Source organism: Burkholderia multivorans ATCC BAA-247 (genome assembly GCF_000959525.1).
GTDB classification, from domain to species: Bacteria; Pseudomonadota; Gammaproteobacteria; order Burkholderiales; family Burkholderiaceae; genus Burkholderia; species Burkholderia multivorans.
The window spans coordinates 1,831,623-1,853,710 of record NZ_CP009832.1 but is presented as its reverse complement, the minus strand read 5'-3'; the positions used below and the strand labels follow the sequence as shown (position 1 = coordinate 1,853,710).

The 22,088-nt window shown below is 68.9% G+C and carries 18 protein-coding genes; 4 read left to right on the top strand and 14 right to left on the bottom strand.

The annotated features are described in order from the left end of the window. The first annotated feature begins 107 nt into the window (after nt 1–107). Nucleotides 108–1,853 (top strand): cyclic peptide export ABC transporter, encoded by a 1,746-nt coding sequence (locus tag NP80_RS21005; protein WP_006404839.1) that lies wholly within the window; start codon nt 108–110, stop codon nt 1,851–1,853. A gap of 84 nt (nt 1,854–1,937) precedes the next feature. On the opposite strand, the gene NP80_RS21000 is transcribed toward NP80_RS21005, so the two are convergent. The 7 genes from NP80_RS21000 to NP80_RS20970 form a co-directional block, all read right to left on the bottom strand. Continuing rightward, on the bottom strand, nt 1,938–2,972 hold the full coding sequence (locus NP80_RS21000) for an ABC transporter substrate-binding protein (protein WP_006410707.1): 1,035 nt from the start codon (nt 2,970–2,972) through the stop codon (nt 1,938–1,940). Then, entirely contained in the window at nt 2,969–3,769 is an 801-nt protein-coding gene (gene fhuF / locus NP80_RS20995; RefSeq protein WP_006410699.1) for a siderophore-iron reductase FhuF, read from the bottom strand. Before fhuF ends, NP80_RS21000 begins: the two co-directional genes overlap by 4 nt. Continuing rightward, the gene (fhuB, locus tag NP80_RS20990) at nt 3,766–5,856 is read right to left on the bottom strand and encodes a Fe(3+)-hydroxamate ABC transporter permease FhuB (protein ID WP_006410706.1); all 2,091 of its coding nucleotides are present in this window, start codon (nt 5,854–5,856) and stop codon (nt 3,766–3,768) included. Before fhuB ends, fhuF begins: the two co-directional genes overlap by 4 nt. Further along, on the bottom strand, nt 5,853–6,695 hold the full coding sequence (locus NP80_RS20985) for an ABC transporter ATP-binding protein (protein ID WP_006410697.1): 843 nt from the start codon (nt 6,693–6,695) through the stop codon (nt 5,853–5,855). Before NP80_RS20985 ends, fhuB begins: the two co-directional genes overlap by 4 nt. Continuing rightward, on the bottom strand, nt 6,692–7,702 hold the full coding sequence (locus NP80_RS20980; protein ID WP_006400108.1) for a TauD/TfdA family dioxygenase: 1,011 nt from the start codon (nt 7,700–7,702) through the stop codon (nt 6,692–6,694). Before NP80_RS20980 ends, NP80_RS20985 begins: the two co-directional genes overlap by 4 nt. 45 nt (nt 7,703–7,747) lie before the next feature. After that, complete coding sequence (locus NP80_RS20975; RefSeq protein ID WP_006404845.1) at nt 7,748–7,990, bottom strand: MbtH family protein; 243 nt, start codon at nt 7,988–7,990, stop codon at nt 7,748–7,750. Nucleotides 7,991–8,075: 85 nt separating this feature from the next. Further along, on the bottom strand, nt 8,076–8,723 hold the full coding sequence (locus tag NP80_RS20970; protein WP_006410703.1) for an RNA polymerase factor sigma-70: 648 nt from the start codon (nt 8,721–8,723) through the stop codon (nt 8,076–8,078). Between the two features lie 364 nt (nt 8,724–9,087). On the opposite strand from NP80_RS20970, the gene NP80_RS20965 reads away from it, so the two are divergent. Both NP80_RS20965 and NP80_RS31475 read left to right on the top strand, forming a co-directional pair. Beyond that, complete coding sequence (locus NP80_RS20965) at nt 9,088–9,327, top strand: hypothetical protein (RefSeq protein WP_006404846.1); 240 nt, start codon at nt 9,088–9,090, stop codon at nt 9,325–9,327. Between the two features lie 48 nt (nt 9,328–9,375). Beyond that, nucleotides 9,376–9,513 carry an HHHH-motif protein gene (locus NP80_RS31475; protein ID WP_006404847.1) on the top strand — a complete coding sequence of 46 codons (138 nt, stop codon included), beginning with the start codon at nt 9,376–9,378 and terminating at the stop codon, nt 9,511–9,513. A 66-nt stretch (nt 9,514–9,579) separates the two neighbouring features. On the opposite strand, the gene NP80_RS20960 is transcribed toward NP80_RS31475, so the two are convergent. The 7 genes from NP80_RS20960 to NP80_RS20930 form a co-directional block, all read right to left on the bottom strand. Beyond that, nucleotides 9,580–10,611 carry a fimbrial protein gene (locus NP80_RS20960; protein ID WP_006410700.1) on the bottom strand — a complete coding sequence of 344 codons (1,032 nt, stop codon included), beginning with the start codon at nt 10,609–10,611 and terminating at the stop codon, nt 9,580–9,582. Further along, nucleotides 10,608–11,354: a fimbrial biogenesis chaperone gene (locus NP80_RS20955; protein ID WP_006410708.1), complete on the bottom strand. Its 747-nt coding sequence runs from the start codon at nt 11,352–11,354 to the stop codon at nt 10,608–10,610. Before NP80_RS20955 ends, NP80_RS20960 begins: the two co-directional genes overlap by 4 nt. Nucleotides 11,355–11,365: 11 nt before the next feature. Further along, nucleotides 11,366–13,858: a fimbria/pilus outer membrane usher protein gene (locus NP80_RS20950; RefSeq protein ID WP_458294375.1), complete on the bottom strand. Its 2,493-nt coding sequence runs from the start codon at nt 13,856–13,858 to the stop codon at nt 11,366–11,368. Between the two features lie 87 nt (nt 13,859–13,945). Then, entirely contained in the window at nt 13,946–14,470 is a 525-nt protein-coding gene (locus NP80_RS20945) for a fimbrial protein (protein ID WP_006400116.1), read from the bottom strand. Nucleotides 14,471–15,224: 754 nt separating this feature from the next. Next, nucleotides 15,225–16,688 carry an efflux transporter outer membrane subunit gene (locus NP80_RS20940; RefSeq protein ID WP_006410698.1) on the bottom strand — a complete coding sequence of 488 codons (1,464 nt, stop codon included), beginning with the start codon at nt 16,686–16,688 and terminating at the stop codon, nt 15,225–15,227. Beyond that, nucleotides 16,685–19,822 (bottom strand): multidrug efflux RND transporter permease subunit, encoded by a 3,138-nt coding sequence (locus tag NP80_RS20935; protein ID WP_006410704.1) that lies wholly within the window; start codon nt 19,820–19,822, stop codon nt 16,685–16,687. The genes NP80_RS20940 and NP80_RS20935 overlap by 4 nt, the downstream gene beginning before the upstream one ends. Nucleotides 19,823–19,837: 15 nt before the next feature. Continuing rightward, on the bottom strand, nt 19,838–21,031 hold the full coding sequence (locus NP80_RS20930) for a MexX/AxyX family multidrug efflux RND transporter periplasmic adaptor subunit (protein WP_006410709.1): 1,194 nt from the start codon (nt 21,029–21,031) through the stop codon (nt 19,838–19,840). Nucleotides 21,032–21,181: 150 nt separating this feature from the next. Between NP80_RS20930 and NP80_RS20925 the strand changes: the two genes are divergently transcribed. Continuing rightward, entirely contained in the window at nt 21,182–21,847 is a 666-nt protein-coding gene (locus NP80_RS20925) for a TetR family transcriptional regulator (protein WP_006400121.1), read from the top strand. The last annotated feature ends 241 nt before the right edge of the window (nt 21,848–22,088 follow it).

Below are 22,088 nucleotides of genomic sequence, written 5' to 3'. Positions count from 1 at the left end.
CAGCGCGGACCCCGCCCGGCGCGGCCGATGCGATTACGCCCGTTTCGACGCGATTGCGTCCGCTGTCCGCTATCCGTTTCCCCTGTTTCCCTTGACCGACGTTGCCGATGACCGCCGCCCACGAGCCCACTTCCCCGCCGTCTCCCGATGCCGCGCCCGCCCGCCCCGCGACGCGCCTGATCCTCGCGCTGCTGCGCGAAAGCCGCGCGTCGTTCGCGCTCGCGCTCGTCGCCTGCGTGCTGAACGGCATCGCGAGCGTGCTGCTCGTCGCGACACTGAACCGTGCGCTCGCGCAGCCCGACGCGGCCGACGCCGCGCTCGCGTGGCGTTTCGCGCTGTGCGCGGTGATCGCGCTCGTCACGCGGATCGTGTCGGGCACGCTGTTCGCGCGGCTGTCGCAGGACACGATGGCGCGGCTGCGCGTGCATCTCGCGCGCCGCGTCGGCGCGGCCGAGCTGCGCGACATCGAACGGATCGGCGCGGCGCCCGTGCAGTCGGTGCTGACCGACGACGCGACGAACGTATCGATGCTGTTTTTCGCGCTGCCGAACCTCGTGATGCACGGCTCGATCGTGTTCGGCTGCCTCGGCTATCTCGCGTGGCTGTCGTGGCCCGTCTGTCTGCTCGCGCTCGCGGCCATCGTCGCCGGCTCGCTCGGCTATCACACCGGCGACCGCCGCGCGATCGCGTCGCTCGAAGCGGCCGGTCGTGCGCAGGACCGTCTGTTCGGCTATCTCGGCGCGCTGTTCTCCGGCGCGAAGGAACTTAAGCTGCACGACGCGCGCGCGCGCCAGTTCGTCGACGGCCAGCTCGGCGCCGCGATCGGCGAAGTGCGCGATCATCGGCGCCGCGCGTTCAGCGCGTATGCGGTCGGCGTCGGCTGGATCATCTTCCTGTTCTATGCGTTTCTCGGCGTCGCGTCGTTCTGGCCGGCGCTCGGCGTGCACGCCGACCCGGCTGCCGCGGCCGGCTACGTCGTCGTGTTCCTGTTCATGCTCGTGCCGCTCGACGGGCTGCTGAACAATCTGCCGACCGTCAATGCCGCGCGCGTGTCGCTCGCACGCATCGAAGGCGTCATGGCGGAATTCGGCGCACTGCGCACGGTGCCGCCGGCGAGCGAGGCGCCCGACGTGCCGCCGGCCGGCGCCATCGCGCTGCGCGGCGTCACGCATGCTTACTTCCACGAACGCGACGAGCGGATGTTCCGGATCGGACCGGTCGACCTGACGATCCGCCCCGGCGAGCTCGTGTTCATCGTCGGCGGCAACGGCAGCGGCAAGACGACGCTCGCGAAAGTGCTGACGGGCCTGTACGAACCCGAAGAAGGCACGATCGAAGTCGACGGCCGCGCGATCGGCTGGCGCGAGCGCGCGGCGTACCGGCAGCGCTTCAGCGCGGTGTTCAACGATTTCCATCTGTTCGATGCGCTGATCGGCATCGTCGATCCGGACGATCCCGACCGCGCACAGGCCGATGCGCGCGCGAACGCGCTGATCGCGAAGCTCGCGCTCGACCACAAGGTGAAGGTCGTCGACGGCGCGTTTTCGACGCGCGCGCTGTCGACCGGCCAGCGCAAGCGGCTCGCGCTCGTCGTCGCCTATCTGGAGGATCGGCCGTTCTATCTGTTCGACGAATGGGCGGCCGATCAGGATCCGACCTTCAAGGCCGTGTTCTACGAGCAGCTGCTGCCCGAGCTGCGTGCGCGCGGCAAGGCCGTAATCGTCATCACGCACGACGATCGCTATTTCGGGCTCGCCGACCGCCTGCTGAAGCTCGAGAACGGACGGATCGTCAGCGATACGTCGCCGGTGCGCACGCGCGCGCACGACGGCGTCGATGCGCTGAGCACGTAAACGCAAAGCGCCGGCCCATCGCGATCGCGACGGCCGGCGCCTCTGCGAACGACCGATGAAAAAGAACGGCGCGGCGAAATGCGCTCAGCGCACGGCCGGCAGCGCCAGCATCGTATCGGTCATCACGTCGGCGAGTTTCAGCGCCGACATCGGCCCGCCGAAGCCCCAGATATTGCGCTCGATCATCGCGATCCGATGCTCGCGCCATGCCGGCACGAAACGCCACACCGGCGAGTCGAGCTTCGCGGACAGCGGCACGTCGAGCGCCGTCGCGGTCACGAACAAGATCGCCAGATCGCGCTGCGTGAGCAGATCGGCCGAGGTCACGTAGATCGTCCCTTCGCGTGTCGGCTTTTTCGGCCACGGGACGAGACCGAGCGCACGCGCGAGCCCGGCCGCGGTGCTGTTGCCGGTGTACGCCCAGTAACGGTCCGGCAGTCCGAGCTCCTGCAGCAGCGCGATGCGCTCGCCCGCGCGGCCGGCCGCCGACAGACGCGCCGCATTGCGCGCGAGCCCCGCGTCGAGTTGCGCTTCGACCGCGCGCGCACGCGCGTCGCGACCGGTCACCGTGCCGATCGTCCTGAAGATCTGCCGCATCCAGTCGAGCTGCGTGACCGGCACGCCGCCTTCCGACACGTTCGGGCTGAACTGGAACAGGATCGTCGGCGCGATGCGGTCGAGCGCGTCGAAGATCGGTGCATGCCGGAAGCCGACGCCGATGATCAGGTCGGGCCTGACGGCCGCGATCGCCTCGAGGCCGGGCTCCTGCCGCGACCCGATGTCGGTCACGTGCGCGATACGCGCGCTCTCGTAGCCGAGCCAGCCCGGATAGAACGCCGTGTCGGCCATCCCGACCGGGATCAGATCGAGCGCGACGACGCTTTCCGCGAACATGAAGTCGAGCGCGACCACGCGCTGCGGCCGTACGGGCATCGTCGCGCTCGCCTGCGACACGACCGGATTGCCGGCGAGCGACAGCGCGCGGCGCGATGCGGGCGGCGCATCGGCCGCCCTCGCAGGCGCACCGAATACGCCGAATCCACCGAACGCAGCGAACGCGCCGCAGCACGCGCTGGCGGCGAGTTGCGCGAGCGCACGTCGGCGTCCCGCATCCGTCATCGGATCGCGTCCTGCTCGGCCAGCGCCGCGTCGTCCATCGTCAGCAGCAGAGGACAGCTTCCACACAGTTGCGTTTCTCCAGGAATTTCATAGCGCAGGCAGCACACGCGGCGCGCGCGAAACGGCGTCGGCAGCAACGGCGAGCGCGGCACCACGTCGCGCACTGGCAGCCGCAGCGGATTCGGTTCGCCGTCGACGCACGTCGCACCGAACAGCCACTCGGCATCGCGTGCACGGTCGATCGCGCACGGCAGCGTCCGGTAACGATCGAACAGGAAGTCGAGCAGATTGCCCGCGTTGCTCCAGAGCACGCGCTGCGTGACGCCGCCGATGCCGGCGAGCAGCGCGATCGTGGCACGCAGATGCGCGACGAGCCCCGCATGGCGGCGCGCCGGCTCGTCGCACGGCGCGCCGAGCGCGTCCGCGGCGAAATACAGCGCGCCGGGCATCCCGTCGTCGAGCGCGACGAACGTGCGCTCGGGCGTCATGTCGAGCGGCCGGCCGAGCGTCAGCGCGGCAACGACGCCGGCCGGCACCGCGCGGCCGAAATAGTATTTGCTCCACTGCGACACGAGCGCACGCGTATGGCGTGCCGGATCGCCGCCGTAATGACGGACCATCGCATCGACGATCGCGTCGCGGTGTTCGGCCAGCGCGGTGACCGGTACGATCCGGCGGCCGCCGCGCTGCGCGTCGTCCGGCATGCCGAGCCACACGACGTCGAGATGCGCCGCGAACGGCTCGGGCGCGAAGGTCGAGAAACGCGTCGCGCGTGCACCGTCGCGCAGCCCGGTCATCGCGCCGCGCGCCGCGTGCGGCGCGCCTCGAGAATCAGCAGCCCGAGCAGGTACGGCGCGCCGATCAGCGCGGTCAGCACGCCGGCCGGCACTTCGCGCGGCGCGACCAGCGTGCGCGCCGCGAGATCGGCGGCGGCGAGAATCAGCGCACCGCAGGCGGCCGCGAGCCACAGCCGCGTGCGATGACGGCGCGCGCCGAGCATCGTCGCGACGTGCGGCGCCATCAGTCCGATGAAGCCGATCGGCCCGACCGCCGCGACGGCCGCGCACGCGGCGAGCGTCGCGATCGTCAGCGCGAGCGGCCGCAGCATCGCGACCGGCAGGCCGAGCGCGGCGGCTTGGTCGTCGCCGAGCGCAAGCATGTCGAGCGGCTTCGCGAGCCACGCGAAGACAGGCACCGCGAGCACGCACCACGGCACGAGCATCGACACCTCGCCCCAGCTGCGGCCGTACGTGCCGCCCACGAGCCAGACGACGAAGCGCGCGGGCTGCACGCTTTCCTGCGTGATCAGCCATTGCGCGAGCGTGGTCCATAGCGCGCCCGTCACGATGCCGGTCAGCGCGACCGCGAGCGGCGCATAGCGATGGCGATGATTGAGCGCGAGCGTGATCGCGAGCGACAGTCCGCCGCCGCTCAGCGCGGCGGCCGCGAGCCCGACGTGGCCGATCAACGGCCACGCGGACAGCGCGAACAGCGTGACGAGCCCCGCGCCCTGGGTAACGCCGAGCACTTCCGGCCCCGCGAGCGGATTGCGCACGACGCTCTGCATCGCGACGCCGCTCACCGCAAGCAGCGCGCCGGCGAGCAGCGCGCACAGCAGCCGCGGCATGCGCAGATCGAGCAGCATGCGCGCGAGCGGATCGTGCCCGGTCGACGCGGCGAACCAGCGCGCCGGCGCGAGCCATTCCGGCCCGGACGACACGCCGACGTATACGACGACGAGCGCGACCGCGGCGAACAGCGCGGAGCGCAGCGGCCAGCCGAGCCGTTCGAGCCAGCCGACGATGCGCGTCGACCGGCCGCCGGCCGCGCGCTCGGGCTGCCCGTGCAGCACGCCCGACCACGCCGCACCGCGCCGGATCATCGTCAGCATCAGCGGCGTGCCGACCAGCGCGATCGCGACGCCGGTCGACAGCGTCGCATCGAGTCCCGACGCGAGCACCGCGCTGTCGGTGACGAGCACGAGCGCTGCGCCGGCGAGTGCGGACAGCGGGACGAGCGCACCGAGCCGCGCCGCGCGCGCACCGCGGATCTGGCGAATCAGGTTCGGCGCGACGAGGCCGACATACGACAGCGGTCCCGCGATGCTGACCGCGACGCTCGTGAACGCGACTGCGACGACCGTCGCGGCGAGCCGCGTCGCATCGACGCGCACGCCGGCCGCGGCCGCCGCGTCGTCGCCGAGCGCGAGCGGATCGAGCGGCCGCATCACGAACGGCAAGGCGACGAGCGGTGCGACGAGCCAGCGCGCGGCGAGCGCGAGCCCGGCCGCACCGGGCTGATACAGGCTGCCGTTCGCCCACAGCGCGGCGCCCGCGATGTTCTGCTCGAAAAACGCGAGCACGAGCGTCGACAACGCGGCGAACAGCAGCATGCAGACGCTGCCCGCGAGCACGAGCCGCAGCGGCGTCGCGCGCCAGCCGCCGGCCGCCGCGATCGCGCAGGCCGCCGCCGCGAGTCCGCAGACGAACAGCAGTGGCACCGACGCGACGCCCGCGAGCGCGGGCACGAGCATCGACGCGAGCAGCCCGAGCTGGGCGCCGCCCGTCACGCCGAGCAGGTCCGGCGACGCGAGCGGATTGCGCGTCAGCGACTGGAACAGCGCGCCCGCGATGCCGAGGCAGCCGCCGGCGACGAGCGCAGCCGCGATACGCGGCAAACCGAGATCGAACAGGAACACGTGCGCGAGCGCGGCCGCGTCGCTGCCGGGCGCGGCGCGCCACCAGGCAAGCAGATCGGGCGCGACGCGCATCGCCGCGACGAGCGCGATCAGCACGATCGCGCCGATCGCGATCCGGCCGGCTCGGCGACCGGCTGCGGCGTGCGCGGCCTGCGTGCGCTTGCGTATCGCGACCGTCGTCGTCATGCGAGATTCCGGTCCGACGCGTGCGCGGCCTCGGGCGCGGCGGTCGCCGGCCCGTACGCCGGCACGCACATCGGCGCGCCCGTCTGCGGATGCGCGAGCTTCAGCATGTCGACGCCGAACGCGGCGCGCAGCCGTGCGGGCTCGAGCATCGCGTCGGGTGCGCCGTGCGCGACGACGCGGCCTGCGCGCATCAGCACGATCTCGTCGCTGTACGCGGCCGCCTGGTTCAGGTCGTGCAGCACCCAGACGATCGTCAGGCCGCGCGTGCGGTTCAGCGTGCGCAATGCGTCGAGGATGTCGAGCTGATGATGGATGTCGAGATAGGTCGTCGGCTCGTCGAGCAGCACGATCGACGCCTGCTGCGCGAGCGCCATCGCGATCCACGCGCGCTGCCGCTCGCCGCCGGACAGTGCGCCGACGTCGCGCTCGGCGTCGGCGGCGAGGCCGCTCGTGTCGAGCGCCTCGTCGATCGCCGCGTGGTCCGCGCGCGTGAGCCCGCGCAGGAAGCCGCCGTACGCATAGCGTCCGTACGCGACGAGTTCGCGCACCGTGAGCCCCGACGGAATCTGGTTGAACTGCGCGAGCATCGTCAGCTCGCGCGCGAGCGCGCGGCGACGAAACGATGCGAGCGGCCGCCCGTTGACTTCGACGTGGCCCGTGCGCGCCGGCTGCAGGCCGGCAAGCGTGCGCAGCAGCGTGCTCTTGCCGCAGCCGTTCGGGCCGCACAGCGCGGTCACGCGACCGGCCGCGATCGACAGGTCGAGCCCGTCGATCACGACATGGTGGCGATAGCCGACCGTCAGGCCGCGCGCGGCAAGCGCGGCAGGACGCCCCGTCATCGAGCCTCCGTTCGGTCGCGCGGGACCGTATGGCTTTGCGCCATCGCGACGACGACCTTGCGCGGCCCTTCGAACGGATCGCGCGCATGCGCCGTCAGCATGTTGTCGAGCATCAGCACGTCGCCCGTCTGCCACGGGAACACGATGCGCTGTCGATCGAGCACGCCGCGGATCTCGGCGAGCGCATCGGCTTCGAGCGGCGCACCGTCGCCGTAGTACACGTTGCGCGGCACGTTCTCGAGGCCGACCGCGTCGACGAGCGCTTCCTGCATGTCGTCGTCGAGCGCGGACAGATGAAACAGGTTCGCCTGGTTGAACCACACGCGATCGCCGGTGCGCGGATGCTGCGCGACGGCCTGACAGCGCTCGCGCGTGCGCAGCAGCCATTCGCCGTCGTCGTCGGTGCGCCATGCGCATTCGATCCCGCGCGCCGCACACATCCGCTCGACCGCCGCGCGATCGTCGGTGCCGAACGCCTGCTGCCAGGGCAGATCGAGGCCCTGCCCGAAATTGCGCACGTACAACAGCTCGCGCCGCTCGAAGCGCGCGACGAGCGCCGGATCGAGCGCGCGGTAGACCGCGCGGCTGTCCGCGATCGGCGTAGCCCCGCCCTTCGGCGCGGCGAGCGCGCAATGAAACCAGATCCGCATCGGCCATTCGCGCGTATACGACTGCTCGTTGTGCAGCGGAATCGCGCGATGCGGCGGATACTCGGTCGACGTATAGACGGCGCCCTCGACCTGGCTGCGCGGCGTCGACGCATATTCATAGCCGATCAGCGGATCGCCGAACGACGCCGCAAACCGCTGGAACGCGTCGATCGACGGTACGCGAAACCCCGTGAACAGCACGCCGCCCGCGCGTTCGAGCGTGTCGGCCGCGATGGCGCGCGCGAGCGGCGCGACGTCGTCGATCGACATGCCGTCGTCGCCGCGCGGCGACACGACGGTGGGCAGCCCCGGCTCGATACGCAGATCGTCGAGCGTCGGCAACGAAAGCAAGGTCATGCAAACGTCCTCTTCAGATGGCGCGCCGCGTCGCGGCGCCGCGGATCACGATGCGTTCGGCGCGCGCTCGCCGTCCATCGCGCGGCGCAGGCTCGCGGGGCGCATGTCGGTCCAGACGGTTTCGATGTGCGCGAGACAGTCGGCCTTCGCGCCGCGCACGCCCACCTCGCGCCAGCCGGCCGGCACGGGCCGGAACGTCGGCCAGATCGAATACTGTTCTTCGTCGTTGATGACGACCGTGTAGACGAGATCGTCGGAGTCGGCGGAAGGCGTCGTGGCTTGCGTCATGATCGGAAATCGCTTGAGACGGTTGAAGGTGCGAAGCGGCGATGCGGCCGCTTCTGTATCGAAGACGAACGGGCCGCGCAATTTTTTACCGGCGCCGCGTGCGGCCGCCGAGAAATACCGGGCACGCGACGCCGCGCTGGCAGGCGTCGAGGCAGGCCGCACAGTGGCGCTCGGCGTCGCGCACCATAAAGTGCACGAGCGTCTGCGACACGTTCAGCGCGCGCGCCGCGGTCTGCAAGGTTTCCTCGCGCAGCCGCACCATTTCGAATGCCGCGCGGCTGCGCGCGGGCAGATCGTCGAGCGCGGCCGATACGCGGCGCAGCGTGTCGCGCGTGATCAGCGCGGCCTCGGGCGTCGGCTCCGGCGACGGCACGTCGAAGCCGTCGTCTTCGTCCGCGTGATGGATGTTTTCGAGATTCTGGCGACGGCACGCGTCGATCGATGCATTGCGCACCATCCGCGTCACGTACGCGACCGGCTGGCGCACGGCATCCTGGTTCGGAAAGTCGACGAGCTTCACGAACACGTCGTGCACGACGTCCTCCGCGCGGCTCGCGCAGCCGAGAAAGCCGCGCGCGACGTTGACCAGCATGGCGCGATGCGCGATCAGCACGTCGAGCAGCGCGCCCTGCGCACGCGGTTCGGCGCCGCGTCGCGCGCGCACGGTGCCGCTTCCGGGAAACCGATTCGCCGGTCTCGCGACCGGTCGTTCGAGCACGTCCGCCATTGCCATCGATCTGCTCCGTCGTATTCCGAGATAGCGGAATGTAACGTAAACGCAAATCATTCTCAATCCGATTACCAACACCCCTGCCGGATGTGGGGAATAGTCTGATCAAACGGCGCTCCCGCCTGCGCGTGCCGCCGACGCGCGCGGCGAAGCTTACGGCGCGCCGCCCGACAAGGCGACGGGCCTTCGCGCGTGCCGCGTCCTGCGCGCGCGGCTTCGGCGTGCATCGCGTCGCGGACCACGTGCGGACGACGCCTTTCTGCCATCTGACGAAATGCCTTCGACCGTTATTTGCGGTAGCAACTTATTACCACGTGAAATTTTCGGGGCTCGTACGATCGGGCTGCGGTTTCCAAGGGAGAACGACATGAAAACCATCGTGTTATCCGCCGTGATGATCGGCGCGTTATCGAGCGTGATGCTGACCGGCTGCGTGGCCTACCCCGCACCGGCGCAGGTCACGATCGGCTGGCACGGCGATCGTTACTGGGACGGACATCGTTACTGGGAACGCCGTGACTGGGAGGCGCAGCATCCGGGCTGGCACGACGAACGCCGCGACGACCGCCGCGATGACCGTCGCGACGAACCGCGCCCGCAGTGGTAACGCCGCGCCGCTTTCCGCAATCGCCAACTTCAACGACAGGACATCAACATGAAAACGCTACTGAAGACCCTCACCGCCGCCGCCGTCGCTGCCGCCGTGCTCGCGCCGACGCTCGCGCAAGCGCATCCGCACCGCGTCTGCCATTTCGAGCATCACCATCACAAGGTGTGCCGCTGGGTGCGCTAAACACCGCGACGCGACGCGCGAGCGGCGCGTCGTCGCATCGCGTCGCGTGCTCGCGCGCGACGCTCCTCAGTAGATGAACAGCCGGATCGTCGCGGTGCCGGTAAACGGCCCGATCTTCGGCGCCCCGAACGACTTCAGCGCCGCATCGAGCGTCACGCTCTGATAGTTGACGCTGCCCGGCATCTGCGCGAGCACGAACTGCTGGTTGAACGGAATCGCGGTGCCGTTGCGATCCTCGATGCCGATCCCGAAATTGCTGTCGGCGGCCGGCACGAGCAAGCCGTTGCGCACCGTCTGCGCCGTCTCGAAGTAGCCGTCCACGCGCACCGGCACGCTGCACTGCTTGGTCAGCGCGACGCTGAACGTCTTGCGCGGCACGGCAGGCGAAAAGCCGGTGGCCGTCGCCTGGATCTGCCCGAACTTCACGACGCCCGGCTCGGGCGTGACCTTGACGTCCACCATGCACGGCGTCGGCTTCAACTTCTGCAGCCCGCTCAGCTTGTAGCGGAAACTCGGATTGATGTAGTTCAGCCCGCCCTTCCCGTCGAACTGGAAGACCGCGTAGACGTCCGACGGCGGTTGCATCCAGCTGCCGCGCTTGCGCACGACGACCTGGTACGTAATGCTCAGCGGAAACTTTTCGCATCGTCCGGCGCGCACGTCGGCGTCGCTGAGCCGGCACGGCTGCACGTAGGTGCTCGTCTGCACGCCGTCGCCCGGCTGGCTGCTGCGGCCGAAATAGTCCTGGCCGAGATAGCGGATGCCGATCTCGAGCCCCCACGCGGCCGGATTCTGCTGCTCCGGATTCGCGTAGAAGTAGATCCATTCGCCGAACGTCTTCATGCTGCCGCCGAGATCCTTGTAGCAGTAGCCGGTCGTCGTGCGCGGCGGCGACACCCAAATCACGTAGCCGTCCGGCGCATCGGTCGGATACGACGCGACGTTGCCGATCGATTCGGTCAGCACCGTGCCGCCGCCGTTCGCGACGCAGCGTACGGCCCACGCGGGTTGCGCGAGCGCGAACAGCAGCACGCAGACGCTCCAGCCGAACCACGCGCGCAGCCGGCCGGCAGCACGCGGTCGTCGTGCGCCGCTCATCGCTTCACGCTCTTGCAGGCGCCCGCGTCGCACGCATACTCGACCGCGACCTGGCCGCCGTAGTCGTCGACGTGCGTGACGAACAGCGTCGACGGCGCCGCGCCGTCGAACCGCAGCTCGGCCGTGCTCATCGGGTTCACCATCAGCGGATCCATCGGCACCGGCGTCTTCTGCGCGCCCGCGGCGAGCGCGACGATCGTCACGTGGTACGGCGTCGGGTTGTCGAACACGAGCCGATGCGCGGCGGTGTCGACGCGCAGCGTCATCGGCAGCGTCCAGTCCTCGTCGCGCGCGGGCTGCACGCCCTTCGGCCGGTAGAACAGCTTCATCTGCGTATGCAGCGCGATCTGCAGCGTGTTCGGCGTGTCGGTCTTCGGCGGCACTTCGCGGATGTTCAGATAGAACACCGATTCGCGATCGGCCGGCAATTCGGCACCGGGCAGCTTCGCGATGCGCAGCACGTTGCGCTCGTTCGCTTCGACGCGCTGCAGCGGCGGCACGACCATCAGCGGCGACGTGATGCGCTTGCCGTTCGCGTCCTCGAGCCACGACTGGACGAGATACGGATAGGTCGCGCTCTTGTTCGTCACCGTGACGACCGCGGCCTGCTCGCCTTCGTTGAAGATCACGCGCGTGCGGTCGGGCACGATCGACGCGTGCGCGGCGCAGGCGACGAGCGCGCCGGCCGCAACGAGCAGCGACGACGTGCGGCGCACGCCGGGAAGGGAATGAAAGTGCTTCATCGCAACATCCGTCAGTGAATCGTTTCAGGTTGGGCGGCCGCGGCGTGCGGCGCGACCGTCGTGTCGCACGCGACCGGAATCGGCGTGCCTTCGAGTTGCAGGCAGTTCGGCAGCGTGTCGACCGTGCAGACCGTGCGTTCGCCTGCGCGCACGACCAGCGACGACTTCGGCTGCACCTGCGTCAGATACGCGGCGCCACCCTCGCCGACGATGCCGAGCTCCTTGCCGTTCGCCGCATCCTGCACCGACGCGCCGAACGGCAGCGGCTTGCCGGCCGCATCGGTCAGCGTCAGATAGAGGTTGCTGCCGCGCGCGGCCGAAAACTGCACGAAGCCGATCGCGCCGTCGGTCAGCACCATGCGCTGGATCGGATTCGACACCTGCACTTCGAGCGGCAGCTTCTCGACGTTGACCGCCGCGTCGTACACGTTGTACGGCGAGATGCCGTCGAGCACCGCGTAGCCGCGCGAATCGGTGTGCGTCAGCGTGCCGGACAGCGGCACGTCGCGCACGCCGTCGGTCGACACCAGAAGCCGCGTGTCGCCCGCATTGCCGTTCGCATGCGCGGCGATGCCGTACTGCGTCGCGACGAGCGAGCCGTCGACCTCGAGCGATGCGGCCGCATAACCGTTCGCGACCGTCGACGCCTGCGCGGTCAGCTGATACGCGGACGTGCGCTGGCGGAAGCTCGCGTTCGCCGACGCGCGGCCGTCGGTCGTGCCGGCGCTGATCTGGTACGTGCGGCCGGCCGGATCGTCGTACAGGTAGCCGGCGTTGATGCTCGTGCTGCCGTTGCCGGTCGTCAGGTTCGACGTGACGGTATGGCGGCCGCCGATCGGCAGCGTCGCGGTCACCGAAACCTGGTTGCCGCTCGCGCCCGCGCTCTGCGTGCGAAACGCCGACACGCTGACGTTCAGGTTGCGCAGCGCGCCGACCGAGAAGGCGCGCGTCAGCGTCACACCGACGCGCTGCTCGGACGCGCGTTCCCAGTACGTCGTCTGGTCGTACGAGAAATAGGCCGACGTATCGCCGAAGCGCTTCGACATCGTCGCCGAGTAGCGTTGCTTGCTGTTCGCGAGACCGTATGCGGTCGGGTCGCCCGAGAACTGCGCGAAGTTCGTGTAGTCGCGTTCGGAAAAGCGATAGCCGAAGAAGCGCACGTCCGCGTCGAGCCCGTCGAAATGCTTCGAATAGTTGATGCGGTACGCGTTGCCGTGACGCGTCGCGCCGTTCCACCAGAGCCGGGCGCGTGCATGCGTGACGTCGGCCGACACCGCACCGAACGTGCCGAAGTCGCGGCCGACGCCGAGCGCGATCGACGTATAGCCGGACGCGGCGATGAAGCCGCCGTACACGGTGACGTCGAACGGCAGCCCGTACGCCGCCTCGCCGAAGCCGAAGAACGGCGTGATGCCCGCGCCGCCGAAGCGCCGCGGCTTGCCGACCGCGGCCTTATAGCGGAACTGCCCCGTGCGCGCGAGGAACGGCACGGCCGCGGTCGTCACCTGGAAGCGCTGCACGCTGCCGTCCTCTTCCTCGACCGCCACGTCGAGCGTGCCCTGCACGCTCGTGTCGATGTTCTGCAGCGCGAACGCACCGGGCGACACGCGCGTCACGTACAGCACACGCCCCTGCTGCGACACGGTCACGGTCGCGTTGGTGCGCGCAACGCCGGAAATCAGCGGCGCATAGCCGCGCAGCGACGGCGGCAGCATCCGGTCGTCGCTGCGGATCGACGCACCGGTCAGCGCGAACGTGTCGAAGATGTCGGAGCTCAGATAGTCGTCGCCGAACGTGACGGTCGACTGGATCGACGGCAGCGCGCGGAACGCATAAAGGCGGCTGAAACGGAACGTGCGGTCCGCGTAGACGGTATTGCCGACGTTCGACTGCGCCTGGTAGTCGCCGCGCACGCGCCACGCGCCCCAGTTCGCGCCGATCGTCCCGTACGCCTGGACCGCATTCGTCTGCCGGCCGCCCGAACCGAAGCTGCGATTCGTGTTCACGATCACGCGATAGTCGAGCATCGCGCCCGCGATCCCGTCCGACCAGCGTTCCGGCGGCAGATACGTGCCGTCGGTGAACTCGAGCGCAGCCTGCGGAATCGTGATCCTGAGCCGGCCGTCGCCCTTCAGGTAGCGCACGGTCACGCCCTCGATCGCCGCGAGATCGACGCAGCGCCCGCCGTGGAAACGCGGCAGCTCTTTCGCGAGCGACGGCTTCAGGCCGAACTGCGCGACCAGCTCCGCGCGCAGGCAGGGCTTGCCCGCGCCCGACGCGTCGAGCGCGACGAACTCGATCGGCTGCAGCCCGTAGAACAGGTCGTTGACCTGCACCTCGAGCATGTACTCGCCGGGCAGCGTGAAGTCGGCCTGCGAGAACTGCGACAGGTCGACGTCGGTCGCCCCGTCGATGCTGAGAAACGACGAATTGAATTCCGTCGCATGGCTCTGGCTGCCGACGACCAGCACGGAGACGCAAAGGAGGGAATGTCTGATTCGCACGCGGCGCTACGGGAAAGTCGTGGGACGAAGGGAAATGGCGCAATGCGGGAGGAGCGATGCGCACATCGCGTCCTCCCGAACCGGCGCTTACTGGTAGCGGACCGTGAAGTTCGCGACGCCGTCGGCCGTGCCGGGCTTCACGTCGGCCGCGACCGCTTCGTACATCGCCGCGAAGCGAGCGATGTTGGTGCCGTTCTGCAGCACGGTCGGCGCCTTCTGCTCGACGCCGTTGTCGAGGTATTCGCCCGACGCGCTCTGCAGGCGGATGCCGACGTTCTGCGCGGAGCCGATCGTCGCGAACAGCTTCGGCTGGCCGGCGCTCGACGTGCCCGTGAACGTGAAGAACGCGTTCTGCGCGACGCTCGTGTCGCAGTCGGTCAGCTTGATGTCGAAGTTGGTCGCGGTCGACTTGTCGCCGGCCTGCTTGAACACGTTGGTCGGCACCTTGCCGAGGTTCACGGTCTGGTTGTCCGAACCCGAATCGATGCCGCATGCACCGGCGACGATCTCGCCGGTGAAGTTGATCGTGCCGGTGCCGCTGTTTGCGCCCGCAGCGAAAGCGGACGTGGACAGAACGGCGAGTGCGGCGGCGGTCAGGAGGGTTTTTTTCATGGCGTTTCCGTATGAATTGCAAATGGAAATAACGACGTGGCGGACGCATTCGGTAGCGTATGGTCGGCTCCCGTCCGTCACGAGGCGGCATTATCGAGATAAGTCTGAAAGAACTCTGTAAAGCATTGTTAAATCAAACCTGACAATGTTCGATTCAACGAATGCGAATTGCGTCATTTCGTCGCAATTCTCCGTTTTCCAGAATCGATATTCCGGACACGCAAAGCGAGCGAAAGCGTTTGATGATTAAAGACAATTCGCGACACGAAGCGGCGCCGCCCCGCTCCGACTTGTCTGCATTGGGTTTCTCGCGGCCCTGCCGCGAAAGGACAAGATCCTGTCACGCGCCGCCATCGTTGTCCGACCGCAACGAAACGCGATCCGGATTTTCAACTGAGAGGAAATAACGCCATATTGGCTCGAAGGCGAATTAATCACGCAAACGATTGCGCGATTCGATTTAACGTTTTACGACAGCATGTCGACCTTATTATTCAGCGCATGCCGGAATTAATCGACACGTCAATTCTTCGTGAATATTGGCGATTTCCGCCATATCCGTCTCGTCGAAATAAGATTCGAATGGCGGATCAAATGGAAGAAAAAAGCGACGCAGATGGCCGCTCGCACGCGGCGCCGGTTGCAGCATGCAATCGGACGCTCGCCTGCCGAGCGGCCGGCGGACGAAAAAAACGCCGCTGTCGCACGAAGCGGCAACGGCGCGCGATTGTCGACGCGACGACGCGTCAGCGCGTCACGCGTCGTCGGCGGCCGCGCCGGGCGTCCAGCCGCCGCCGAGCGCGCGATACAGCGCGATCGCGTTCGCGAGCCGCAGCTGCCTGAGCCGGATCAGCTCCTGTCCGGATTCGTAGGTGCTGCGCTGCGCGTCGAGCAGTTCGAGATAGGTCGCGACGCCGCCCGCGTAACGACGTTCCGCGAGCTTCAGTCGCGCGTCGTCGGCCGCGTGCACATCGCGCTGCGCGGCCAGCTGGCGCTCGATCCAGTCGCGTGCCGTGAAGGCGTCCGCGACCTCGCGGAACGCGACCTGCACGGTCTTTTCGTACTCGGCGACCGCAACGTGCCGCCGCGCGTTCGCGACGTCGAGATTCGCGCGATTGCGGCCGCCGGCAAAAATCGGCAGCGTGATGCGCGGCGCGAAGGTCCAGACGCTCGTGCCGGCTGCGAACAGGCTCGAAAACGCGTCGCTGACCGAGCCGTAATCGGTCGTCAGCGCGATGCGCGGGAAAAACGCGGCGCGCGCGGCGCCGATCTGCGCGTGCGCGGCCTTGAGCCGCGACTCGGCCTGCCGGATGTCGGGACGCCGCTCGAGCAGATCGCTCGGCGCACCGGGTGCGACCGGCGCGATCGTCAGCGCGTCGAGCGCCGTATCGTCATCGCGCACCTCGCGCGCGAAATCGCCGGCAAGCAGTTGCAGCGCGCGCACGGCCTGCGCGTGCTCGCGCTGCAGCGCCGCGTGCGATGCGCGCGCGGCCGCGACCAGCATCTCGGCCGAACGCAGTTCGATCGCATCGCTCGTGCCGGCCGCATAGCGGCGTTGCGTGAGCGCGGCGATCCGTTCGCGCGCGTCGAGCGTGCGCTCGGCGAGCGCGCGCTGTTCGTTCAGCGCGCGTTCCGCGACGTAGGCATTCGCGACTTCGGCGATCACGCCGATGCGGACCGTGCGCTGCGCGTCGGCCGTCGCGAAGTACTCGGCCAGCGCCGCATCCGACAGATTGCGCACGCGCCCGAACAGATCGAGTTCGTATGCGCTGATGCCGACACCCGCGCGATACAGCCCGCTCACCGCGCTCTCGCGCAGGACCGGATCGTATTGCCGCGTGCGTTCGTAACCGGTGCTCGCGTCGATCGACGGCATCCGTTCCGCACGCTGCACGCCATACATCGCGCGCGCCTCGTCGAGCCGGCCGGCCGCGATCCGCAGATCGCGATTGTTCGCGAGCGCCGCGTCAATCCACGCGTGCAGCGCCGGCGCGGTGAAATAGCTGCGCCAGTCGTCGAGCAGCGCCGCATCGGCGCCCGGCACGGAAGCCGACGGCGCGTCGTGCGTAGCGTCGGCGCCGTTCGTATACGCGGATGGCACCGGCGCAGCCGGACGCTCGTAGCGCGGCGCGAGCGAACAGCCGGCCAGCACGAGCGCGGCAGCCAGCGCGAACGGCGCGCGCCGCGCGGTGCGGCGCCAATCGGAGCGATGCCTCATCGCGAACCCTCCACGTTGACCGCCGGCGCGCTGCCGCGTCGGCGCGTGCCGAAGCCGAACAGCCGGCCGACGACCACGAAGAACAGCGGCACGAGAAACACCGCGAGCACGGTTGCGGCGATCACGCCGCCGAGCACGCCGGTGCCGATCGCCGTCTGCGCGCCCGATGCGGCGCCCGACGCGAACGCGAGCGGCAGCACGCCGACGCCGAATGCAAGCGACGTCATCACGATCGGCCGCAGCCGCAGCCGTGCGGCCTCGAGCGCCGCCTCCGCGAGCGACATACGCTGCGCGAGCAGATCCTTCGCGACTTCGACGATCAGGATCGCGTTCTTCGCGGACAGCCCGATCGTCGCGATCAGCCCGACCTTGAAATAGATGTCGTTCGGCATCGCGCGCAGCGTGACGCCGAGCACCGCACCGATCACGCCGAGCGGCACGACGAGCATCACCGCGAGCGGGATCGACCAGCTCTCGTAGAGCGCGGCGAGCGCGAGGAACACGACGAGCACCGACAACGCGAACAGCAGCGGCGCCTGTGCGCCCGACAGCCGCTCCTCGAACGATTGCCCAGACCACGCATGGCCGATGCCGGCGGGCAGCGTCGCGGCGATCCGCTCGATCGCGGCCATCGCTTCGCCGCTGCTGTGGCCGAGCGCGGCCGAGCCGTTGATCGTAAACGACGGATAGCCGTTGTAGCGCGTGAGCTGCGGCGGCCCGAGCGTCCAGTGCAGCGTCGCGAACGCGGCGAGCGGCACCATCTCGCCGCGCGCGTTGCGCACGCGCAGCTTCTTCACGTCGTCCGGATCGAGCCGGTGCTGCCCGTCGGCCTGCACGATCACGCGGCGCACCTGCGTGCCGTGCATGAAGTCGCCGATATAGTCGGAGCCGAACATCACCGCGAGCGTCGTGTTGATCTCGTCCATCGACACGCCGAGCGCCGACGCCTTCGCGCGATCGATGTCGAGCTTCAGCTGCGGCGCGTCCTGCGTGCCCGCGAACATCAGATCGGTCAGCGCCGCGTCCTTGGCGCCGGCCGCGAGCAGCTGCTCGCGCGCGGCGCTGAACGCGGCGTAGTCGAGCCCGCCGCGGTTCTGCATCCGGAAGTCGAAGCCGCCCGTCGAACCGAGATCGGGCAGCGCCGGCGAATTCATCGCGAACACGGTCGTGTTCGGCGTGCCTGCGAAACGCTCGTTGACGCGCGCGACGATCGCCTGCACCTGATCGCGCGCGGCCTGGCGCGCGTTCCAGTTCTTCAGCGTGACGAAGATCATCCCGCCGTTCGGCCCTTCGCCGTACAGGTTGAAGCCGCCGAGCGCGAACGTATACGCGGCCGGCTCCTCGCGGCGGAGATACGATTCGACTTCGCGCACGCTCTGCATCGTCTCCGCCAGCGGCGTGCCCTGCGGACGGATCACCATCACCATGAAGTTGCCCTGATCCTCGTCGGGCAAGAACGCACTCGGCAGACGCGTGAGCATCAGCGCGGCCACGGCCGTCAGCACGCCGTACACGACGAGCCAGCGCAGCGGCTTGTTCAGCATCGCGCCGACGCGCGTCGCGTAGCGCTGCGTCGAGCGCGCGACGAAGCGGTTGAACCAGCCGAAGAAGCCGCGCTTGTCGTGATGGCCGTCGTCGACGGGCTTGAGCAGCGTCGCGCAGAGTGCGGGCGTCAGCGACAGCGCGAGGAACGCGGAAAACGCGATCGACACCGCGAGCGACAGCGCGAACTGCCGATAGATGTTGCCGACCGCGCCGCCGAAGAACGCCATCGGCACGAACACCGACGTCAAGACGACCGTGATCCCGACGATCGCGCCGCTGATCTGCTTCATCGCCTTGACCGTCGCGTCGTACGGCGCAAGCCGCTCCTCGACCATCAGGCGCTCGACGTTCTCGACGACGACGATCGCATCGTCGACGAGGATGCCGATCGCGAGCACCATCCCGAACATCGTCAGCACGTTGATCGAGAACCCGGCCGCATACATCGCGCCGAACGTGCCCGCGAGCGCGACCGGCACGACGAGCGTCGGTATCAGCGTCGCGCGCAGGTTCTGCATGAACAGGAACATCACGAGGAACACCAGCACGCCCGCCTCGATCAGCGTCGTGACGACCTTGTTCATCGACACGCGCACGAACGACGAGGTCTCGTACGGAATCTGATACTTCACGCCCGGCGGGAAATAGGCGGACAGCTCGTCCATCGCCGCGCGGATCCGGTTCTCGGTGGCGACCGCATTCGAGCCCGGCGCGAGCTTGATACCCATGCCGACCGCGACCTTGCCGTTCACGTACGACGGATAGTTGTAGTCGCTGCCGCCGAACTCGATGCGCGCGACGTCGCGCAAATACAGCGCGGCGCCGTCGGCCTGCGAGCGCAGTGCGATCGCGCCGAAATCGGCCGGCGTTTTCAGCGGCGCGTCGGCGAACACGGTCGCCGCGATCGGCGCGCTGTCGGGCACGGCGCTGCGGCCGATGTCGCCGACCGTCACGCGCGCGTTGTGCGCGCGCACCGCCGCCGCGATGTCGGACGCGGTCAGCCCGTGACCGGCGAGCTTCACCGGGTCCGGCCAGATCCGCATCGCGTACTCCGCGCCCCAGAACTGCACGCGGCCGACGCCGTCGACGCGGCGCAGCGCCTGCACGACGTTCGCCGACGCGTATTCGCCGAGCTGCACACCGGTCATGCGGCCGTCGTCCGAGGTCAGCGACACGACGAGCTGGATGTTGTCGGCCGCCTTCTCGACCTGGATGCCGTCGCGCCGCACGGGCTCCGGCAGCCGCGCCTCGACGGTCTTCAGCCGGTTCTGCACCTCGACGGCTGCGAGATCGGCGTTGACGCCCTGCCGGAACGTCAGATACAGCGACGCCATGCCCGCGCTGCTCGTCGCCGACGTATACAGCAGGCCCGGCGCGCCGTTCATCTCGCGCTCGATCAGCGCGGTCACCGATTCCTCGACGACCTGCGCGGACGCACCCGGATACGTCGCATAGATGCTGACGACGGGCGGCGCGATGTCCGGATATTGCGCGACGGGCAGCGCGCGAATCGCGAAGGCGCCGCCCAGCATGATGAAAAGTGCGATCACCCACGCGAATACGGGGCGATCGATGAAGAAACGTGCCATGGTCAGCGCTACCGGTCAGGTTTGACGGCCGAGCGTGCCGGAGGCCGCCGCACCCGGCGCCGCATGCGCGGGCCGTGCGTCGACGGGCTTCACGACAGTGCCGGGGGCGAACTGCGCGGCGTTGTCGACGATCACGCGCTCGCCGCCGTTCAGTCCGCGCGTGATGCGCCAGTCGCGGCCGCTCATCCGGTCCGCGACGACTTCGACGTCCTTCACGCTGCCCGCCGCATCGACGACGCGCACCGACGTGCGTTCGGCCGTACGCAGCAGCGCGTCGCGCGGCACGAGCAGCGCGCGGTGGTCGACCGCCGCATCGAGCGCGATCCGCACGTACGCGCCCGGCAACAGTTCGCGCTCGGGATTCGGGAACAGCGCGCGCATCGCGACGGTATCGGTGGTCGGATCGACCGCGAGATCGCTGAACAGCAGCTTGCCCTTCAGCGGATACGGCGTGCCGTCGGCGCGCAGCAGCGTCACCGCGACGTCCTGCTGCGCAATGCCGGTCGCGCGCCCGCTTTTCACGGCGCGCCGCAGCGCCTCGACGTCGGCGGCCGGCTGCGAGAAATTCACGTAGATCGGATCGAGCTGCTCGACGGTGGTGAGCGGCGTCGCTTCGCCCTGCCCGACGAGCGCGCCTTCGGTCACGAGCGCGCGCCGCGCCCGGCCGGAAATCGGCGCGGTCACGTTCGCGTAGTCGAGCTGCAGCTGCGCACGCGCGAGTTCGGCCTTCGCCGACGCGACTTCCGCCTTGGCTTGCGTGTCCGCCGCGACGGCCTCCGTGTAGTCGCGCTCGCTGACGGCGTGATCGCGCACGAGATCGGCATAGCGCCGCCGCTTGTCGGCGGCCGCGGCCGCCGCGGCCTGTGCCTTGGCAAGCGCGCCCTGCGCCGCATCGCGTGCCGCCTTCAACGGCGCGGGATCGATGCGAAACAGCACGGCGCCCTGCTTCACTTCCTGGCCTTCGTCGTACGTGCGTGCCGTGACGATGCCGGCGACGCGCGCGCGCACTTCCGCGCGTCGATACGCATCGAGCCGGCCCGGCAGCTCGACGGTCATCGGCACCGCGACCGGACGCACCGTCACGACGGTCGCCTTCTGCACGGCCGCCGGCTCGGCATCCGGTTTGCCCTTTCCGCAGCCGGCCGCGGCCACGGCGACGGCCAGCGCGAGCGGCGTCAGCCGGCGCGACAGCGAGCGTTTGTCATTCATCTGGGACCTCGGATCGTGCGCCGCCGATACAATGCGGCGGCTCAGGGTCGCCGATTATAATCAGTCACGACTGATTAAATACAGCGATCCTCCATCCAATCGTCAGACTGTCTCAATAAAGCGACAGCGTAATGTAAGGAAACTCGATACATGGCTCGCAAGACCCGGGAAGAATCGCTCGCCATCAAGCACCGGATCCTCGACGCCGCCGAGCTCGTGCTGCTCGACAAGGGCGTCGCGCAAACCGCGATGGCGGACCTTGCCGAGGCCGCCGGCATGTCGCGCGGCGCCGTGTACGGCCACTACCGCAACAAGATGGAGGTGTGCCTCGCGATGTGCGACCGCGCGTTCGCGCGCACGTCCGAGGGCTTCGAGGCCGGCGACGGGCTGCCGGCGTTCGCGACGCTGCGGCACGCCGCGTCGCACTATCTGCGCCAGTGCGGCGAGCCCGGTTCGATGCAGCGCGTCCTCGTGATCCTCTACACGAAGTGCGAGCAGAGCGACGAGAACGCGGCGCTGCTGCGCCGCCGGATGCTGCTCGAACTGCAGACGCTGCGGATCACGAAGGCGCTGCTGCGCCGCGCGATCGAGGCGGGCGAACTGGCGGCCGACCTCGATGTGCATCTGGCGGCCGTCTATCTCGTCTCGCTGCTGGAAGGCGTGTTCGCGTCGATGATCTGGACGAACCGGCTGCGCGGTAGCTTGTGGAACGACGCGGAGGCGATGCTCGATGCGGGTTTCGACGCGGTGCGGACATCGGCCGCGCTGCGCCGTCCCGCACACAAATTGCCGAAGCCAGCGAAACGATCGCAATAAATGCCGATTTAACCCGATTTACCGCAGTGCGAAACGAGTGAGTCGACCCTCTTTAAAATTTTTAACATCTTCCGGAACATCGGTAGACTCGCACTGTCAGCTTTCTTTAGCGTCTTCGTGATAACCGGGTTCGACCCGGCATGCACGCCGCCGTTCGAAGCGGGTTTGCCCGCGCGTTGGGTCGAACGGAAACGACACAGGCCCCTGGCGGGGCCTGTTTTGTTGCACGCCCGCCGCCCGC

Excerpts from the sequence above, each read along its gene's own strand:
- NP80_RS21005 (WP_006404839.1), top strand. The coding sequence starts at position 108 with ATGACCGCCGCCCACGAGCCCACTTCCCCGCCGTCTCCCGATGCCGCG.
- NP80_RS21000 (WP_006410707.1), bottom strand. The coding sequence starts at position 2,972 with ATGACGGATGCGGGACGCCGACGTGCGCTCGCGCAACTCGCCGCCAGC.
- fhuF (WP_006410699.1), bottom strand. The coding sequence starts at position 3,769 with ATGACCGGGCTGCGCGACGGTGCACGCGCGACGCGTTTCTCGACCTTC.
- fhuB (WP_006410706.1), bottom strand. The coding sequence starts at position 5,856 with ATGACGACGACGGTCGCGATACGCAAGCGCACGCAGGCCGCGCACGCC.
- NP80_RS20985 (WP_006410697.1), bottom strand. The coding sequence starts at position 6,695 with ATGACGGGGCGTCCTGCCGCGCTTGCCGCGCGCGGCCTGACGGTCGGC.
- NP80_RS20980 (WP_006400108.1), bottom strand. The coding sequence starts at position 7,702 with ATGACCTTGCTTTCGTTGCCGACGCTCGACGATCTGCGTATCGAGCCG.
- NP80_RS20975 (WP_006404845.1), bottom strand. The coding sequence starts at position 7,990 with ATGACGCAAGCCACGACGCCTTCCGCCGACTCCGACGATCTCGTCTAC.
- NP80_RS20970 (WP_006410703.1), bottom strand. The coding sequence starts at position 8,723 with ATGGCAATGGCGGACGTGCTCGAACGACCGGTCGCGAGACCGGCGAAT.
- NP80_RS20965 (WP_006404846.1), top strand. The coding sequence starts at position 9,088 with ATGAAAACCATCGTGTTATCCGCCGTGATGATCGGCGCGTTATCGAGC.
- NP80_RS31475 (WP_006404847.1), top strand. The coding sequence starts at position 9,376 with ATGAAAACGCTACTGAAGACCCTCACCGCCGCCGCCGTCGCTGCCGCC.
- NP80_RS20960 (WP_006410700.1), bottom strand. The coding sequence starts at position 10,611 with ATGAGCGGCGCACGACGACCGCGTGCTGCCGGCCGGCTGCGCGCGTGG.
- NP80_RS20955 (WP_006410708.1), bottom strand. The coding sequence starts at position 11,354 with ATGAAGCACTTTCATTCCCTTCCCGGCGTGCGCCGCACGTCGTCGCTG.
- NP80_RS20945 (WP_006400116.1), bottom strand. The coding sequence starts at position 14,470 with ATGAAAAAAACCCTCCTGACCGCCGCCGCACTCGCCGTTCTGTCCACG.
- NP80_RS20940 (WP_006410698.1), bottom strand. The coding sequence starts at position 16,688 with ATGAGGCATCGCTCCGATTGGCGCCGCACCGCGCGGCGCGCGCCGTTC.
- NP80_RS20935 (WP_006410704.1), bottom strand. The coding sequence starts at position 19,822 with ATGGCACGTTTCTTCATCGATCGCCCCGTATTCGCGTGGGTGATCGCA.
- NP80_RS20930 (WP_006410709.1), bottom strand. The coding sequence starts at position 21,031 with ATGAATGACAAACGCTCGCTGTCGCGCCGGCTGACGCCGCTCGCGCTG.
- NP80_RS20925 (WP_006400121.1), top strand. The coding sequence starts at position 21,182 with ATGGCTCGCAAGACCCGGGAAGAATCGCTCGCCATCAAGCACCGGATC.